Annotated in this window: 21 protein-coding genes and 1 riboswitch; of the genes, 11 read left to right on the plus strand and 10 right to left on the minus strand. The window is 74.5% G+C overall.

What is annotated here, in order from left to right; genetic code table 11:
- The first annotated feature begins 11 nt into the window (after nt 1-11).
- Nucleotides 12-500 carry a nitroreductase family deazaflavin-dependent oxidoreductase gene (locus NHG27_RS10575; RefSeq protein ID WP_497016269.1) on the plus strand — a complete coding sequence of 163 codons (489 nt, stop codon included), beginning with the start codon at nt 12-14 and terminating at the stop codon, nt 498-500.
- Between the two features lie 47 nt (nt 501-547).
- On the opposite strand, the gene NHG27_RS10580 is transcribed toward NHG27_RS10575, so the two are convergent.
- The 3 genes from NHG27_RS10580 to NHG27_RS10590 form a co-directional block, all read right to left on the minus strand.
- Entirely contained in the window at nt 548-1,219 is a 672-nt protein-coding gene (locus NHG27_RS10580; RefSeq protein WP_497016270.1) for a M23 family metallopeptidase, read from the minus strand.
- Between the two features lie 56 nt (nt 1,220-1,275).
- On the minus strand, nt 1,276-2,118 hold the full coding sequence (locus NHG27_RS10585) for an alpha/beta fold hydrolase (RefSeq protein WP_497016271.1): 843 nt from the start codon (nt 2,116-2,118) through the stop codon (nt 1,276-1,278).
- 108 nt (nt 2,119-2,226) lie between these two features.
- Nucleotides 2,227-2,673, minus strand: a complete 447-nt coding sequence (locus tag NHG27_RS10590; RefSeq protein ID WP_193719456.1) for a DoxX family protein — start codon at nt 2,671-2,673, stop codon at nt 2,227-2,229.
- Between the two features lie 186 nt (nt 2,674-2,859).
- Here NHG27_RS10590 and NHG27_RS10595 point away from each other — a divergent pair, with 186 nt between their 5' ends.
- A complete protein-coding gene (locus NHG27_RS10595; RefSeq protein WP_497016272.1) occupies nt 2,860-3,894 on the plus strand; it encodes an alpha/beta hydrolase in 1,035 nt (344 codons plus the stop codon).
- Between the two features lie 28 nt (nt 3,895-3,922).
- Here NHG27_RS10595 and NHG27_RS10600 read toward each other — a convergent pair whose 3' ends face one another.
- Nucleotides 3,923-4,330 carry a type II toxin-antitoxin system VapC family toxin gene (locus NHG27_RS10600; RefSeq protein ID WP_497016273.1) on the minus strand — a complete coding sequence of 136 codons (408 nt, stop codon included), beginning with the start codon at nt 4,328-4,330 and terminating at the stop codon, nt 3,923-3,925.
- 159 nt (nt 4,331-4,489) lie between these two features.
- Here NHG27_RS10600 and NHG27_RS10605 point away from each other — a divergent pair, with 159 nt between their 5' ends.
- Nucleotides 4,490-4,783, plus strand: coding sequence for a DUF1905 domain-containing protein (locus tag NHG27_RS10605; protein ID WP_497016274.1), 294 nt, complete (start codon nt 4,490-4,492; stop codon nt 4,781-4,783).
- On the opposite strand, the gene NHG27_RS10610 is transcribed toward NHG27_RS10605, so the two are convergent.
- The 3 genes from NHG27_RS10610 to NHG27_RS10620 all read right to left on the minus strand — a co-directional run bounded on the left by NHG27_RS10610 (nt 4,773) and on the right by NHG27_RS10620 (nt 7,567).
- A complete protein-coding gene (locus tag NHG27_RS10610; protein ID WP_497016275.1) occupies nt 4,773-6,512 on the minus strand; it encodes a SulP family inorganic anion transporter in 1,740 nt (579 codons plus the stop codon). The genes NHG27_RS10605 and NHG27_RS10610 overlap by 11 nt on opposite strands.
- Nucleotides 6,509-6,895, minus strand: a complete 387-nt coding sequence (locus tag NHG27_RS10615; protein ID WP_497016276.1) for an ArsR/SmtB family transcription factor — start codon at nt 6,893-6,895, stop codon at nt 6,509-6,511. The genes NHG27_RS10610 and NHG27_RS10615 overlap by 4 nt, the downstream gene beginning before the upstream one ends.
- A 78-nt stretch (nt 6,896-6,973) precedes the next feature.
- Nucleotides 6,974-7,567, minus strand: coding sequence for a hypothetical protein (locus NHG27_RS10620; RefSeq protein ID WP_497016277.1), 594 nt, complete (start codon nt 7,565-7,567; stop codon nt 6,974-6,976).
- A gap of 87 nt (nt 7,568-7,654) precedes the next feature.
- Here NHG27_RS10620 and NHG27_RS10625 point away from each other — a divergent pair, with 87 nt between their 5' ends.
- Nucleotides 7,655-8,224 (plus strand): GNAT family N-acetyltransferase, encoded by a 570-nt coding sequence (locus NHG27_RS10625; protein WP_497016278.1) that lies wholly within the window; start codon nt 7,655-7,657, stop codon nt 8,222-8,224.
- Between the two features lie 173 nt (nt 8,225-8,397).
- Nucleotides 8,398-8,928 (plus strand): DoxX family membrane protein, encoded by a 531-nt coding sequence (locus NHG27_RS10630; RefSeq protein ID WP_497016279.1) that lies wholly within the window; start codon nt 8,398-8,400, stop codon nt 8,926-8,928.
- A 55-nt stretch (nt 8,929-8,983) separates the two neighbouring features.
- Here NHG27_RS10630 and NHG27_RS10635 read toward each other — a convergent pair whose 3' ends face one another.
- Nucleotides 8,984-10,342, minus strand: coding sequence for a ferredoxin reductase domain-containing protein (locus tag NHG27_RS10635; RefSeq protein ID WP_497016280.1), 1,359 nt, complete (start codon nt 10,340-10,342; stop codon nt 8,984-8,986).
- Between the two features lie 279 nt (nt 10,343-10,621).
- Between NHG27_RS10635 and NHG27_RS10640 the strand changes: the two genes are divergently transcribed.
- From NHG27_RS10640 to NHG27_RS10660, 5 genes are all read left to right on the plus strand, one after another.
- Entirely contained in the window at nt 10,622-11,236 is a 615-nt protein-coding gene (locus NHG27_RS10640; protein WP_497016281.1) for a DUF305 domain-containing protein, read from the plus strand.
- Nucleotides 11,237-11,364: 128 nt separating this feature from the next.
- Nucleotides 11,365-11,655, plus strand: a complete 291-nt coding sequence (locus NHG27_RS10645) for a DUF4287 domain-containing protein (RefSeq protein WP_497016282.1) — start codon at nt 11,365-11,367, stop codon at nt 11,653-11,655.
- A gap of 219 nt (nt 11,656-11,874) precedes the next feature.
- Nucleotides 11,875-12,041, plus strand: a riboswitch (cyclic di-AMP (ydaO/yuaA leader).
- 55 nt (nt 12,042-12,096) lie between these two features.
- Nucleotides 12,097-12,855: a C40 family peptidase gene (locus tag NHG27_RS10650; RefSeq protein WP_227748322.1), complete on the plus strand. Its 759-nt coding sequence runs from the start codon at nt 12,097-12,099 to the stop codon at nt 12,853-12,855.
- A gap of 104 nt (nt 12,856-12,959) precedes the next feature.
- A complete protein-coding gene (locus NHG27_RS10655; RefSeq protein ID WP_497016283.1) occupies nt 12,960-13,595 on the plus strand; it encodes a nucleoside/nucleotide kinase family protein in 636 nt (211 codons plus the stop codon).
- Between the two features lie 187 nt (nt 13,596-13,782).
- The gene (locus NHG27_RS10660; protein WP_497016284.1) at nt 13,783-14,298 is read left to right on the plus strand and encodes a hemerythrin domain-containing protein; all 516 of its coding nucleotides are present in this window, start codon (nt 13,783-13,785) and stop codon (nt 14,296-14,298) included.
- 34 nt (nt 14,299-14,332) lie between these two features.
- Here NHG27_RS10660 and NHG27_RS10665 read toward each other — a convergent pair whose 3' ends face one another.
- Nucleotides 14,333-14,746, minus strand: coding sequence for a winged helix-turn-helix transcriptional regulator (locus NHG27_RS10665; RefSeq protein ID WP_193719438.1), 414 nt, complete (start codon nt 14,744-14,746; stop codon nt 14,333-14,335).
- 85 nt (nt 14,747-14,831) lie between these two features.
- Here NHG27_RS10665 and NHG27_RS10670 point away from each other — a divergent pair, with 85 nt between their 5' ends.
- Nucleotides 14,832-15,701 (plus strand): NAD(P)H-binding protein, encoded by an 870-nt coding sequence (locus NHG27_RS10670; RefSeq protein WP_193719437.1) that lies wholly within the window; start codon nt 14,832-14,834, stop codon nt 15,699-15,701.
- 19 nt (nt 15,702-15,720) lie between these two features.
- On the opposite strand, the gene NHG27_RS10675 is transcribed toward NHG27_RS10670, so the two are convergent.
- Nucleotides 15,721-16,449, minus strand: coding sequence for a DUF4097 family beta strand repeat-containing protein (locus NHG27_RS10675; RefSeq protein WP_497016285.1), 729 nt, complete (start codon nt 16,447-16,449; stop codon nt 15,721-15,723).
- Nucleotides 16,450-16,521 lie beyond the last annotated feature (72 nt).

Below are 16,521 nucleotides of genomic sequence, written 5' to 3' on the forward strand. Positions count from 1 at the left end.
ATCCTGGGGGCATGCCCTCGCTGCTGCAGGTCGTCCGGTCGGTGGTCGCCCCGCTCACGCGTACGCGGGTGTTCCGCACGGTCGGCCCGGTGGTGCTGCCGCCGGTCGAGCGGTTCCTCGCGCGCGTGTCGGGCGGGCGGTGGCAGGTCAGCGCGATCCTCGTCCCGTCGCTCGTCCTGCACACGACGGGTGCGCGGTCGGGGGAGCCGCGCAGCACCTACCTCATGTACACGCCCGACGGTCACGGTCGGGCGATCGTCGCGGGCACGTCGTTCGCGCGCGACCGGCACCCCGCGTGGACGTACAACCTGCTCGCGCACCCGGACGCGTCGATCACGGTCCGCGGCCACGACATGCGCGTCCGGGCGACGCCCGTCGAGCCCGGTGACGAGCGCGAGGCCGCGTGGGACCTGATCCAGGCGCAGTGGCCGGGCTACCGCGCCTACGAGCGCGAGTCGGGGCGGGTCGTCCGGCTCTTCCGGCTCCAGCCGGTCGCGTGAGCGGAGCTTGAGGGGGAGTGCCTCGTCAGGACCTGTGCGGCCGGTCGTCACGCCAGCGGCCCGACGACGGAGCGCTCGTCCGGCAGCCCCGTGACCCGGTCGACGGGCTCCCCCCGCCCGCGGGGCCACTCGCGGAAGTCACGGAACGCGACCGGCACGCCACGGGCGAGCGAGAAGTCGGCGGAGTCCGTGACCTGCACGTGCACGTGCGGCTGGGTCGAGTTCCCGGAGTTGCCGCACTCCGCGACCGGCTGCCCGACGCTCACCGGGTCGCCCTCCCGGACCCGCAGCGACCCGCGCCGCAGGTGCACGAGGGACACGAAGGCTCCCGCGCCCGGCAGCGCGATGGTGACGTGGTTCCCGGCGACGGCGTGCACCCCCTCGCGCAGCCGGGCCGCTGCCCCCAGCGCGTAGGGCACGAGGGCCAGCTGGGAGCGGCGGGCCGCGTGGTCCTCCTCGCCGTCGTGCACCTGGACCACGACGCCGTCCGCAGGCGCGAGGATCGGGCGACCGAACGCGACGAAGCGCTCGGGAGGCTCGGCCGCGAGGACCGTGCGCCAGTCGCGGACCGCCGACGTACGGCCCCGCCGGTCGACCCCCACGAAGTCGATCGCGTACCGCTCTCCCAGGACGTCGACGCCGTGGCTCGGCACCCGACGGGCCGGGCTGTTCTGCACGAGCCACCGACCGCGGAACGGCAGCGCCAGGGTCACGGTCATGCGGCCTCCGTCCTCGTCGTCCCACCCCGGACGTGCTGCCCGACGACCCGACGACCCTATGACCCGAGGAACCCGAGCAGCGCCCGGTTCACGTCCTCCGCGTGCGTCCACAGCAGGCCGTGGGGAGCGCCGTCGACCTCGACGTACCGCGCCTCGGGGAACGCCTCGTGGAACGGGCGGCCGGTCGAGTCGATCGGCAGGATCCGGTCGGCCGTGCCGTGCAGGACCAGGGCGGGCTTGCCGCTCGCGCGCACGGCCCGGACGTCCTCGCGGAAGTCCTCGATCCAGGTCGGCACCACGGCGTAGGCCGCGACGGGCGCGGACCCGGCCGCGGTGTTCCAGCTCGCCGTGACGGCCTCCTGCGAGATGCGCGTCCCGAGGTTCTCGTCGAGGTTGTAGAAGTCGGCGAAGAACTGCGTGAACCACGCGAACCGGTCACCACGGGCCGTCTCCACGATGCCGTCGAAGACGTCCTGCGGGACGCCCGTCGGGTTGTCGTCGCGCTGCACGAGGAACGGTTCGAGCGACGCGAGGAACGCGAGCTTCGCGACGCGCTCGTGGCCGTGGTTCGCGACGTAGCGGGCGAGCTCGCCCGTGCCCATCGAGAACCCCACGAGGACGACGTCGCGCAGGTCGAGGGCCTCCAGGACGGCGTGCAGGTCGGCCGCGAACGTGTCGTAGTCGTACCCCGTCCCGACCTTGCTCGACCGGCCGAAGCCGCGGCGGTCGTAGGTGATGACGCGGTAGCCCGCGTCGAGCAGGACGCGCGTCTGGCGTTCCCACGAGTGCCCGTCGAGCGGGTAGCCGTGGATGAGCACGACGGGCTGCCCGGCGCCGTGGTCCTCGTAGTACAGCTCGACGGGCGTGGTGTTCTCGCTGCCGGAGGTGATGTGGCCCATGAGAGGTCCTCTCGTCCAAAGGGTGGCGGTCGACGGTTCACCGGCCATGCTCGTCCGGGTCGCGGCGGTCGGCATCCGGGGGCGCCGCCCGGGGGGGAGGGGGGCGCGTCAGCGACGCGCCGACCGCGCCCGCCGTAGCGCGCTGAAGGCGCCCGTCGACCACAGGGCCCATGCGACGAGCACGGGTTGGAAGAACAGCCGACCGAACCGTTTGGCGTCGGTGTCGAGCCCGAACCCGTCCTTGTGCTCGAGCCACTGGCCGATGTTGCCCGGGAAGATGACCACGAAGAAGGCGGCGGCGATCAGCCCCACCGCGACGCGGCGTCGGGACAGCACCACGAGCGACGAGCCGAGCGCGATCTCGACCGCCCCCGACGCGAGGACCGTGACGTCCTCGTCCACGGGGAACCAGTCGGGGACCTGGGCCTGGAACTCCTCGCGCGAGAAGGTCAGGTGGCTGATCCCGGCGAAGACGAGGCCCAGTCCGAGCGCGACGCGCCCGATCCGGCGGGTCACGGTGTCGGGCGGCGGGTCGGCGGTCAGGGGGTTCGTCATGCGGCCATGGTCCTCGCGGTCGAGGGGTCTGGCATCCGGGAGCGCAAGGAGTCGTGCCCGACGGCGCCGCTCGCCTCGGGCGGGACCGCCCGCCCGTGCCGAGGATCCGGCCGAGGATCCAGGAGCCCTTGCTAGCGTGGCGATCGCCCTGGCCGCCAGGGCGTCGTCGAGAAGCACGGAGCAGCGATGAGCACGTCGAACGTCCCGACCACCCCCGAGCCCCGACGGGCGGGCACCCCGGGCCGCACCTCGCCGGCGGGCCTGGTCGGACGCCTGCTGCTCGTCCTGCTGGGTGTGGCGCTGATCGCCGCACCAGGATGGGTCGTCGCGACGACGGGCGACACCGTGCGCCACCAGCACTGGGCGCTCACCGCGCTGCTGGTGGTGAGCGCGACCGCCGGGGTGCTCGTTCTCCTGGCGACCGCGCTGAACGCCCGACGACGCGCGCAGCACCCGGCGCCCGAGCGCTCGCGACCTCGCCGCGTGCTGCGCGGGACCGCACTGGGGGTCGGCGTGGCAGCGCTCGTGGTCCTCGCCGCGGGGGTCGTGTGGCTCCGACCCTTCCCCGCGACCGCGCCGGCGCTCGCGGCGCTCGAGAGCGACGGCTCGGTCGAGGTCCGCGACGAGGCGGGCTGGATCGCGTTCGTGCCCCGGGACGCGGAGGCGACGACCGGCCTGGTCTACTCGCCCGGCGCCCGGGTGGACGTGCGGGCGACCGCCGCCGTGCTGCGCCCGCTCGCCGAGGCCGGGTACCTGGTCGTGGCGCTCAAGGAACCGCTGGGCATCGCCTTCACGTCGCCGGACCAGTCGGCGTCGGCGATGGCAGCGTTCGACGAGGTCGACACCTGGGCCGTGGGCGGGCACTCGCTGGGCGGCGTCGTCGCGGCGTCGTTCGCCGCGGCGCACGACGATGAGGTCGACGGCCTGCTCCTGCACGCCTCGTACCCGTCGGATGCCATGAGCGCGGCCGACGTCGAGGTGACCTCGGTGTGGGGATCGCGCGACGGCCCGACGACGCCCGACAAGATCGAGGCGTCCCGGGCCGACCTGCCCTCCACCGCCGACTTCGTCGAGATCCCAGGGGGCGTTCACGCCTTCTTCGCGGACTACGGCGAGCAGCCGGGGGACGGCCAGCCGACCACGAGCCGCGCCGACGCGCAGGCGCAGATCGTCGAGGCGAGCACGGATGCGCTCGACCGCCTGGCGGCGCAGGGCTCCTGAGGCTCGTCCACCGACCGACGGCCGCCGCTCATGCCTCCCGGTCGAGCAGCGCGCCGTAGGGCGCCGTCTCGACCACGCCGACGACGGCACGGGCCAGGTCGGCGTCCGCGGTCACGAGCGCGATGCCCCGGAGCCGGGCGAGGGCCACGTACTCGGCGTCGTACGTCGAGGCGATGCCCAGCTCGTCGGCGACCTTCCACGACGTGCGGCGCAGCACGGCGTCCCCGAACAACCTGACCGGGAGGCGGCCGACGCGCGCCAGGTGCTCGCGCCCGACCTCGGCGGTCAGGTCGCCGCGGTGCACGGCCTCGTGCAGCGCCGACAGGGTCTGCGACCGCAGGAGCGTCGGGGCGAGCAGCCCGTGGGCGTCTGGGACCTGGGCGTCCTCCGCGACCAGTCGCAGGGCGGTGCCGGCGTCGACGACGAACCTGGTCATGGTGCACCTCGCGGGTCAGGGGCGGGACGTGTCGCCTCATCGTCACGCTCGCCGGTGACACACGCACCTGCGTGCGTGGCGCCGTCGGGCAGGGTGTCCCACCCTGCGGTGTGGGCTCGACGCACGGCGGCCGGGCCCTTCCCGGGCCATGCTGGACGGATGGACGTCGAGGCCGTGGGCGAGGTGTGGCACTGGCGCGGACCCGCGCCGTTCCACTTCGTGTCAGTGCCCGACGCCGAGAGCACGCGCATCCGCGAGGTCGCGTCGCTCGTGACCTACGGCTGGGGCATGATCCCGGTCTCGGCGCGCATCGGGGAGACGACGTGGGCCACGTCCCTGTTCGCCAAGGACGGGCTGTACGTCGTCCCGCTCAAGGACCGGGTCCGCGCGGCGGAGGACGTCGAGCTGGGCGACACGGTCACGGTGCTGCTGACGCTCGACGTCAACCGCTGAGCGCTGCTCGGGACTCCCCGTCGGGGGCCGCCTCCTGAGCCCGTGCGACGTGCGAACGTGCGTGCTCGATCGCGGGCGGGAGGTCCTCGAAAAGGTGCCTCTCGTGGCGCAGCTCGTCGAGGACGCCGACGCGCGTGAGCACGGGCAGGTGGGCGGGCTGGATGCCCTTGACCAGGACCGTGACGCCCGAGCGTTCGAGGTCCGCGACGAGCTCCCCGAGCGCGTGCGCGCCCGTCGCGTCGACCAGGCGCAGGTGCGAGAGCCGCAGGACCACGACCAGGGCGTCCTGGTCGTCCCGGATCTGCGCGTGGATGCGGTCGGCGGCACCGAAGAACATCGCGCCGTCGAGCCGGTAGAGCGCGATGTGCTCGTCGCCCGGACGGGCCGGGCCGGGGAGGGGCTCGCGGTGCACGGCGGCGGCCTTCGCGACCGAGCGCAGCGCGAAGAAGGCCGCGACGAGCAGCCCGATCTGCACGGCCTCGATGAGGTCGACCGCGACGGTCACGACCGCTGTCACGACGAGCACCACGGCGTCCGCGCGCGTCGAGGTCAGCACGGCCCGGAGGGTCGAGACGGAGACCATGCGCACCGCGGTGACCATGAGGACCCCGGACAGCGCGGCGAGCGGGATGGCGGAGACGGGGCCGGTCGCGAGGTAGATGACGCCCAGGATCACGACCGAGTGCACGACGGCCGCGAGCCGCGTGCGGGCCCCGGCGCGCACGTTGACCGCGGTGCGGGCGATGGCCCCGGTCGCGGGCATGCCGCCGAACGCTCCGCTCGCGATCGACGCGAGGCCCTGGCCCACGAGCTCGCGGTCGGGGTCGTAGCGGTGGGAGGCGTCGTCGGGCACGGTCGCGCTCCCGGTCGCCCCGCGCCGCCCGGCCGGCGCGGGGGACGGCATGGCCGCGGCGACGCGGGCCGAGAGGAGGGACTCGATCGCGGCGAGCGCCGCGACCGCGACGGCGGGGCCGATCAGCGACCGCAGCATCCCGGCGTCGAGGTGCGGCAGGGACGGCAGCGGCAGGGAGTCGGGGAGCGCGCCGATGCGTGCGACGGGTGCGTCGACGAGCTGAGCGACGACGGTCGCGAGCACGACCGCGACGAGCGAGGCGGGCAGCGCGGGAGCGACACGGGGGAGGACGAGCATCACGACGGCGACGAGCGCCACCGTCCCGAGCGTCCACCAGGCCGTGGGTCCGTGCGCGAGCGCCGCGACCACCGAGTCGTAGGCCACGCGCAGCGGGTTGCCGCCCACCGCGCCCGTGACCCCGAGGGCGGCGGGAACCTGCTGGAGGAAGATGATCGCGGCGATCCCGGCCGTGAACCCTTCGACCACGGGCCACGGGATGAAGGTCACGACCCGGCCGAGCCGCGTCACCCCGGCCAGGAGCACGACGACGCCCGCGAGGATCGCGACGAGCGGCACGGCCGCGGGGCCGTGCTGGGCGACGATGGGGGCCAGGACGACGGCCATCGCGCCCGTCGGCCCGCTGACCTGGACGCGCGAGCCGCCGAACACTGCGGCCACGATGCCCGCGACCACGGCCGTCACGAGTCCGGGGCCGGGGCCGACCCCCGCGCTCACGCCGAAGGCCAGCGCGAGGGGCAGGGCGACCACGCCGACCGTGATCCCGGCGAGCAGGTCGGAGCGCAGCGTCCTCGGCCGGAGGTCGACGTCGGATCGCGACGGCAGCAGGTCGCGTACCGAGCGACCCGCCCGGCTCACTGCCCGGTCCGCTCGCCCGCCCCCGGGAGGGGTGGCAGCTCGTCCGCGGCGGCGAGCTGGCGGCCGGACGCGTCGAGGGTCTCGCGCAGGAACGCGCGGGCCACGACGAGCAGCTCGGCGACGAGGGGCCGGCTCAGCCGGTAGACGACGGTGTTCCCCGTGCGCGACGACGTCACGACGCCTGCGCGCTTGAGGACCGCGAGGTGCTGGGACAGGACCGAGGCCTCGACGCCGGTCGCTGCGAGCAGGTCGGGGACGGGGGCCTCGTGGTGGGGCGCGGCGCTGAGCACCTCGAGGGCCTGGATGCGGGTGGGGTGCGCGAGCGAGCGGAAGAGCTCGGCCTTGATCGCGTAGAGCGGCGCCGTGGTGGCGGTGGTGGGCACGGGACCTCCTGGGGACTTGGCGAGTTTAGCAACTCCTCAAGTCATGGTCCGCCCGGGGCGCAGCGGGCCGCGGCGCGGTCAGCTCCCGGTCGACGGTGCCGGGGGCGGCGTCGGGTCGAGTGCCACCAGGACGGCGGGTACCTCGCACCCCGGCGGCGCGGCCACGTCCATGCGCGCCACGACGGTGAAGCCGTCCGCGGTGACCGGGGTGTCGAGCTCTGCCGGCGCCCCGTCCGTGAGCGCCGCCGAGTAGTCGGTGATCCGCGCCCCGAGGGTCTCCCAGTCGCTCACCCAGAGCCGGGTCGGGTCGTCGGCCTCGACCTGGTCGGCCGGAAGTCCGGAGACCGAGGCGGTGAGACCGTCGATCGCGGTGACCACGCTCGTGAGCCGTGCCGCACGCTCGGGCGGCGGAGCGGCTGCGTCGACCGCGGCGGCGGACGTCCGGACCGCCGCGCAGGGCGCCTCCAGCGCATCGATCACCGGCGGGCTGTCGACGAGCTCGGGCCGGTCGTGCGACCCGTACGTCCCGAGGGCCGCGACCACGCCCCAGACGCAGGCTCCGAGCAGGGCGAGGCCCGACGCTCCGAGCGCCCAGGCCCGCCCGCGGCCGCGTCGTCGGTGCGCGGTCTCCGAGGGCGAGGGTGACGGCATGGGTCCCGGATGCGTCGTCATGCGGCGATCCTGGCAGGCGGCGCCTCGCCCCAGGCCGCCCGGTGCCGGATCGTGACCGGTCCGCAACCCTCGTGGCATCATCACGGCGTGCCGATCCTCACCGAGCCCACCGTCCACCCCGGTCGCCTGAGCGGACAGCCCCCACCCGTCCTCGTGGGGGACGGGCTGACGGTGCGTCCGTGGACCCGCGCCGACGCGCCGACGGTCTTCGCCGCCTACCAGGACGGCGCGATCCAGCGCTGGCACGCCCGCACCATGGCCGACGTCGCCGAGGCCGAGGCCTGGATCGACTCTCGGCACGAGGGCTGGGCGCTGGAGACCGCGGGCGACTGGGCCGTCGAGTCCGACGGCGTCGTGGTCGGCCGCATCGCCCTGCACCACCTCGACCTGCACGACGGCGGGGGAGAGGTCGGCTACTGGGTGCTGCCCGCCGCCCGGGGGCGCCGGGTCGCGCCGCGCGCGGTCGGGCTGCTCGCCGCCTGGGCGTTCGGCGACCTGGGGCTGCACCGTCTGCGGCTCATGCACTCGACGCGCAACGAGGCGTCGTGCAAGGTCGCGCTCGCGGCCGGCTTCGCCCACGAGGGGACGCTCCGGGAGAGCGGCAAGCACGTCGACGGCTGGCACGACACGCACGTGCACGGGCTCGTCGCCGGCTGAGTCGGCGGGTCCACGGTGTCCCGTCCCACGGCGTCCCGCCGCCCCGAAAACCGACCAGGTGGACCTCATCTGTCCCTCATGTGCCGTGGCTACGCTCGGCCACCGTTCACGGACACGGACCTCCCGGCACCGTCGCAGGGTCCTTGTCCGCACGTTCTCGACGAGGAGACCAGATGACCGCCGCCCGACCCGACACGTCGTTGCCGACAGTCACCCGTGCACGCCCTGCCACGTGGTTCACGGATCGTTCCGACGCCGCCCTCGTCGCCCTGACCGCCGTCCTCGTCCGGTGGTCGGTCCCCGCGCTCCGGGTCATGCTCGGCCTGGTGTTCCTGGGATTCGGGGTGCTCAAGTTCTTCCCCGGGGCGAGCCCGGCGGAGCAGATCGTCACGCAGACGGTCGAGGCGCTGACCCTGGGTGTCGTCGAGGGGGCCGGGGCGGTGCTCCTGACGGCGGTCGTCGAGACCTTCATCGGGCTGACGCTCCTGAGCGGGCGGTGGTTGCGGGCGGGCCTCGTGGTGCTCGCGGTCGCCCTGGTCGGCATGATGTCGCCCGTGGTGCTGTTCGCCGACGAGCTCTTCGGTGACGGCATGACGCTCATGGGCCAGTACGTCCTCAAGGACGTCGTGTTCGTCGCGGGGGCGGGCGTGGTCGCGGCGGTCACGCTCGGGGCACGGCTCACGTGCGGCGCCCGCGACGCGTGAACCCCGCCGCCCGACGACGTCGCGCGCGTGCCGCCGTCGGGCTGCGGGAGGCGCGTCAGGAGTCCCAGATGGCGCCGTAGGCGGGGATGCCGCGCGACTCGAGGGCCTCGACGACCTCGAAGGTCGTGGGCCGGTTCGAGATGCAGATGACGGCCTCGGCCCCCGTGGTGGCGACGGCGTCGAGCGCGAGCGCGACGAGGTCCGGCTTGCCCTGGGCGCGCGTGTCCCACACGAGCGCGTCGGGCAGGGACTCGGTGATCTCGGCGACGAGCTCGGGGCCGAACGTGGCCTCCGGGGTCCGCGTCGCCCAGACCAGGTGCGCGGGTGCGCCCGCGAGCAGGCTCGGCAGGCACGGGCCGATCCCGCTGCCGGTCGTGACCCACACGACCTTGCGGAAGAGCTTGCCGACGTTGCCCGCCCCGGCCGTGGGCACGCCCCTGACCCAGACGTGCTCGGGCGGCGAGTCGATGAACGACCCCGTCCAGTCGCCCGCCCGGGAGATCGCGAGGCGCAGCTCGGGCCGGCTCGGCGTGACGAGGTTCGCGAACGGGTGCCACTGCCCGAGCGGGTGCCGGGCGATCGTGGTCGACGACCCGACGAACGTCCGCGGGTGGTGGTGGAGGCGGACGAGCGCGACGTGCGACGAGGGCGTGTGCACGTCCACGGCGACCTTGCGCAGGTGCAGCCAGGGCAGTGCCACGCTCACGACGACGACCAGCAGGACCCACGTCGCGGGTTCCGTGAGGATCACGTCCCACGCGCTGCCGGGCGCGACGTCGTGCGCGTACCGGACGGTCAGGACCACGAACAGGGCGAGCGTGAGCCAGCCGCCGAACCGGTGGCTCATCTCGAACGCCTCGTGATGTCGGCGGCGCAGCGGCGCGGTCGCGAGGGCGGCGATCAGGACCAGCAGCAGCGCGAGCGCGACGACCACGCCGAGCGTCGTCGGGGACAGCCCGTCGCGCCCCGCGGGGCTCAGGGCCGTCACGGCGAGCACCCCGAACCACGCGGTCGCGGCGAGCGCGGCGCCGACGTGGATCCCGCCCAGGTGGTACACCTTCGCGAGCGCGGCCCGGACGCGCAGCGGCCATGACACGGGCGCGCTCGTCGCGACACGGAAGAGCAGGTTGACGACGTGCTGCTGCCGGATGAGCGCCGCCGCCCCCAGGTTGAGCGCCGTCGCGGTCAGGGCGACGTCGAGCCGGGTGGCGGTCGTCGTCCCCGGCAGGACGACGATCGCGGTCCCGACGTTGACCGCCAGGACCAGGACCAGGAGCCGCACGTACGGCATCAGGGCGGGCCGGGTCCACAGGCGTCGCCACCCCGTGAGCAGGGGCGGGAGGTCGGCTCCCTCCGGGGCGGTCGTCGTGCTGTGCGGGGCCAAGGACTGGGCGGTGGAGCGGGACGGGCTCATGCGGTGGCCTCCTCGTCGAGTGCGGTGACCATACTGTGGCAGGGAGCGCCGGTTCGTGGGGCCTGGAAGCGTGACGAGTCTGCGACCCGTCCGTGGAGGGCCTCGCCCGCCCGCGCCCGACGGCGTCGCGTGCGTCGCGGCGTCGGGCACCGCGTGTCGGTGGCCCGGTGGGGCAGGGACTGCTCAGCCCGTTCCCAGACTTCGCGTCTACGCTGGTGAGACGCTCGCCGGAACCGGCGCCCGCGTGCCCCGGCGATCCCGAGACACACCGGAGTCCTCATGAAGAAGCTGCCCGCCGTCCTCACCGCGCTCGTCCTGGCCGCGACCCTCGCGGGGTGCTCGACGGGCGGTGGGACACCCTCCGCGGGGGACGCGAGCGCGTCGCCCGCCGGGACCGGGGCGGCCCCGGCAGAGGTCAACGACGTCGACACGCACTTCATCGCGATGATGACCCCGCACCACGAGCAGGCCGTCGAGATGAGCGAGATCATCCTGGCCGTCGACGGTGTCACCGCGCCGACCCGGGACCTCGCGCAGCGGATCCTCGACGGTCAGGCCGAGGAGATCGAGACCATGCTCGGCTGGGCCGACGCCTGGGCCATGGGCGACCTCATGGAGATGCACTCGGTGCACGTCGCGAACGGCATGCTGACGAGCGACCAGATGGGCTCGCTCGAGCGGCTCGCGGACACGAGCACGGGTGACGCGACCGCGGTCGCGGAGGCGGAGACGACGTTCCTCGAGCTCATGCACGCGCACCACGAGGGCGCGATAACCATGACCGAGGGCGAGATCGAGGGCGGTGGGCACGCCGGGCTCCGCGACCTCGCGCAGGTCATGGTCGACGTCCAGACCGCGGAGATGGCGGAGATCGACGCGCTGCTCGGGCGGTAGGCGGTGCCCGCCGGGCGCGGCGCGGGCGGGCCGGGGGGGGCACCGATGAGTTCCGGTCGCGCGGGCGGTCTCTCCCCTCGACCGTGCGTCCCGCACCGTCCTGAGCCCCGCTGAGATCGAGGAGCACCATGTCTTTCCAGGCCTACCTGGACGCCGTCGAGGACAAGACCGGTCTCACGCCGCGCCAGCTCGTGACGATCGCGCAGGACAAGGGGTTCGACGACCCGTCGGTCAAGGCGGGGGTGATCGTGGAGTGGCTCAAGGAGGACTACGACCTGGGGCGCGGGCACGCGATGGCGCTCGTCCACGTGATCAGGAAGGGGCCCACGATCGACAGCAAGCACGTCGGGTCGACGGGCACGCACCGGGACGCGTCGGACACCCTGTGGCTCGACGGGAAGGCGACGAAGCCCGCCTGAGCAGACGTCCGACCGGGCATCCGCGGCGCGGGACGACGGACGGTGGCGCGCGCCGTGCTCGCGCAGAAGTGAGCCGCGTCACTGAGTTGGACAGGTGTCCGACTCGCGAGGTTCGTTACCGCATTGTGACAATCGCTGCGTCGCCATGTACGGTCGAACGTGCTCCGCTGAGAACCCTCTCGCTGGAGTGCTCCGGTGGACGCCGAACCCTGTCACCTCCGGAGCCACGTACTACACCCATGGCAGGGGTGGGGGACCCATTCTTGTGGGCACCGGAGACGGTGCCCTTGGGGTGAAGCCGGACGGACCTCGGTCCGAACGGCCGGGTAGAGCTTTCTCCGACCCGAACCCGACAGCTGACCTCTCAGGCGTCCAGGAGAAACACACGTGACCTCTCGCTCACGTGCGCGCCACCGTGCCGCGCACCGCCCCATCACGCCCTTGACCTCTCTCAGCCGCTCCGCCGCGTCCGGCGTCAGCACCGTCGCCCGTCGCAGCGCGGTCGTCGCCGCGTCGTCCGGTCTGCTGTTCTCGGTCTTCGCCGCCCCCGCGAACGCGGCTCCCGCGAGCGACCAGTCGAAGTCGGTCGGCAGCGTCGACCTCGACGCCCTGACCGCGCAGGCTCGCGAGGCCCTCGCGACCAGCCCTGCCGTCACCGTCGCGGCCGACGCGGTCCTCCCGATCGAGCAGGCCACCGTCGCGGTCACCCCCGCGCCGGAGCCCGAGCCCGAGCCGGAGCCCGCCCCCGCACCGGCGCCCGCCGCCGCTGCTGCTCCCGAGCGGACCACCGCCGCGGCCTCGCGCAGCGTCGAGCGTGCCCAGCCCGCCGCGCAGGCCGCCCCGGCCGCCGCCCCGGCTGCCGCGGCCTCCGGGTCCGCGGTCGTCGACATCGCCATGAAGTACGTCGGCGTGCCCTACGTCTACGGCGGCTCGTCGCCGAGCGGGTTCGACTGCTCGGGCCTCGTCAAGTACGTCTACGCGCAGCTCGGCGTCTCGCTGCCCCACCAGTCGGGTGCGCAGCGCGATGCGGGCACGCCCGTCTCGGCGTCCGAGGCTCGTCCCGGCGACCTGATCTGGACCCCGGGCCACATCGCGATCTACGCCGGCAACGGCATGCAGATCGAGGCCACGACCCCGGGCAGCACGGTCAAGCACAGCAAGATCTGGCAGGACAACCCGACGTTCATCCGCGTCGGCTGACCCACCGCCACGAGGCCCCGTCCACAGACCTGTGGACGGGGCCTCGTGCGTCCGGGGGCATCCACCCGCGCCGTCGCGAGGACGCCCCGTGCGATCCTGGCCCGGTGCGAGTCGAGCCGGTCAGCCCCGAGGTCCTGGTCGCACGCGTCGCGGCGCTCGTCGTCGAGCGGGCGCGCGCCGACGCTGCGGGGACGAGGGTCCTCGTCGACGGCCACCCCTCGACCCGCCCCGAGAGCCTCGCCGACGCCCTCGTCGAGCCCCTGCGCGTCGCCGGTCGCCCGACGGCGCGCATCAGCGCGCGGGACTTCCTGCGGCCCGCGTCGCTGCGCCTCGAGCACGGCCACGAGGACCCGGACTCCTTGCTCGACGGGTGGATCGACGTGGGCGCGCTGAACCGGGAGGTGCTGACCGCCGTCGGGCCGGACGGGGACGGGCGCTACCTGCCGAGCCTGCGTGACCCCGTGACCTCGCGCTCGACGCGCGCCGGCTACGTCGAGGCGGCCCCCGGGCTGGTCGTGCTGCTCGACGCCTCCCTGGCGCTCGGGCACGGCCTCGACGTCGACCTGACCGTCCACCTGTCGCTCCAGGACGCGACGATCGCGCGACGCACACCGGCCACCGACGCCTGGACGGTGCCCGCGTACGCCCGGTACCGGGCGGAGGTCGACCCGGAGCGCACGGCCGACGTGGTCGTGCGCGTCGACGACGCGCGCCGTCCCGCCTGGGTCGACACCGGGTGAGCCGCCGCTCGTGAGGCGAGAGGCGGCGTCGGGCAGGGCGCCCCGTGCCCGACGGCGCCGCGCACCACGGCCCGCGGGACCGGTAGGGTCTGCGCAGCGTCGCGTGCCGGTGGCAGACCGTGCCAGGCATGGAGGCGCCGGACACGAAGGAGCACGACGATGACCACGTCGCCCCCTTCGCCCTCGCGTGACTGAGGGCGACACGACCGGGCCCGCCACGCGGCCCGGACCCCCCGCGACCAGCGACACGTCCCGGCTCGTCGCATGGAGCCGCGAGCTGCGTGCGGTGCACGAGCGGCTGCGCGACGCCTTGCGCGTGACCCGGGCAGCGCTCGACGACGGCGAGCCCGCCGAACCCGCGACCCGCGACCTCCTGCTGTTCTGCCACGGCTTCTGCACCGCTCTCACACGGCACCACGAGGGCGAGGACCGCGAGCTGTTCCCCGCGATCGCCGCCGCCCACCCCGAGCTGGTCGGGACCCTGCGCAACCTGACGCAGGACCACTCGATGATCACGCACCTGCTGAGCGGGCTCCAGGCGGCCGTCGACCGGTCGGCGTCACCGGACGAGCTCGACCGTCACCTCGAGGGGGTCGCCGCGATCATGGAGTCCCACTTCCGCTACGAGGAGCGCGCGCTGCTCACGGTGCTCGACACGCTCGCGCTCGACGCCGACGTCCGCGACGTGCTGGGACCGCTCTAGACGGCCGGGAGGTCGCCACCGCGGCGGGCGGGCGTCAGCGCACCTCCGACCCCGGGTTGAGCGCGTCCCACCGCTCGCGCGCCGCGGCGATGCCGTCGCGGTGCTCGGCCGACCAGTCGGCCAGGACCCTGACCAGGTGCGTCAGGCTGTGACCCGACGCGGTCAGCTCGTACTCGACCTGCGGCGGCACGGTCGCGAACACCGTGCGCGTGACCAGGCCGTCGCGCTCGAGCCGGCGCACGGTGAGCGTGAGCATGCGTTGCGAGATCCCCGGGACCGCCCGCTGGAGCTCACGGAACCGCCGGACGCCCTGCGCGAGCTCGACGACGACCAGCACCGACCACTTGTCGCCGATCCGGTCGAGGACGTCGCGGATGCCGCAGTCCTCGTGCGGCTCGCCGCACGAGACGACGGGCGACGTGGTCACCGTGGTGTGCCCTGCTGACATCGAAGTGCCTCCTGACGGTCGGGCCTGCTCGGCGGCGACGATGGTCCCGCCCGTGAAGACAACCACACGATCGGACGGTCCACCCATGCTGCTCGTCACCGGAACGTCCGGCGCCCTCGGAGGGGCGGTCGCCGCACGCCTCGCGGACCACGCCGGCCTGCTGAGGGGGACCCGGGCGCCGTCGGGGCCCGACGACCGGCTGGTCGACTTCGACCGGCCCGAGACCCTGCCGGGCGCGCTCGCCGGGGTCGACGTGCTGCTCGTGGTCTCGGCGGGCTACGCCGAGGACGACGTCGTGCGCGCCAGGCACGGTGCGGTCGTCGACGCGGCGGTCGGGGCCGGGGTGCGGCACGTGCTCTACACGAGCCTCGCGGGAGCCGCGGACCGGCTGACGATCGCGCTGGCCCACCGGTGGACCGAGGCCCGCCTCGCGGACGCCCCGCTCGACGTCACGATCCTGCGCAACGGGTTGTACGCCGAGGTCCCGGTGGCGCTCGCGGTCGGGTTCACGGCCCAGCCCGACGGCGTCTTCGCGGCGCCGTGGGGGGACGGCGCGGTGTCGGTGGTGCATCGCGACGACCTGGCCGAGGTGGCCGCCCGCGTCGCGGCCGAGGTGCACGACGACGTCCGAGCGGGGCGGGCGTCCCGTCATGCGGGGCGCGTCTACGAGCTGACCGGGCGCGCACGGCTGACGGGCCGCGACGTGGCCGCGCTCGGGGGCGACCGGTACGAGGCCGCGCCGCTCGGCGGGACCTGGGACGCCCTCGCCGCCGGGGTCCCGCCCTACCAGGTGGCGCACGCGGCGTCGATCTTCGCGACGCTCGGCGCGGGCTTCCTCGCGGGCGGGGCCGGCGACGTGGACCACCTGGAGGAGCTGCTCGGGCGGCCCGCGCGCCCCGTCACGGACGTGGTGCGAGGAGTCCTCGGGTCCCGCGGGGTGCCGGGGCGGGCGTGAGCGCCGCCCCGGCGGTGGCTCAGTCCCGGGTCACCGAGACCCGCCCGTTGGACGACTCGGCGACGATCTCGAACTCGCCGTCGGGGTCGTCCGGCACGGTGACCTCGGTGCCGCCCAGGTCGGTCTCGGCGCGGACCCGGTAGCTGCCGTCGGGCACCGTGACGCGGACCGCGCCGTTGTCGGTGACCGCGCGGACGTCCTGCGGGGTCGCGAGCGAGATCTCGACCGACCCGTTCGAGGTCTCGGCGTCCACCCCGTCGCCGCCCAGGCGGGTCCCGGCGATCCTGCCGTTGGAGGTCCGCGCGACGACCTCGGCGTCGACGTCCGTGACGGCGACGGACCCGTTGGAGGTCGTGACGTCGACCTCGCCGGTCGCGGTCAGGTCGATGCTGCCGTGCTCGGTCTCGCCCGTGACGGGCAGCCCCGCGGGCAGGTCGATCGAGTAGTTCGCGGAGCAGCGCCGACCGCACCCGGACAGCACCAGGACGCCGTCCTCGACGCGGTGCGTCGCGCCCTCGTCGTGCGAGCCCACGTACTCGAGCCTGCGCTCGATGCTCACCCCGGCCGCGTCGGAGCCGCGCAGCGCGACCGACCCGGCGTCGAGGTCGAAGCGCACCGACGTGATCTCGTCCGTGACGGTGAAGGTCTCGGTCGCCGTCGTCCGCGGCCCGAACGCGCACGCGCCGAGCGTGGCCGCCGTGACGGCGACCAGGGCCGCCGTGACGAGCCGTCGGTGGGTGGTCCGCATGTGTGTTCCTCTGTCTCTCGGTGCATGCCCGACGGGCGCGCCGGGTCCTGCTCGTGACGGTCTCGGCGACCC

The organism is Oerskovia sp. 140933 (genome assembly GCF_059651515.1).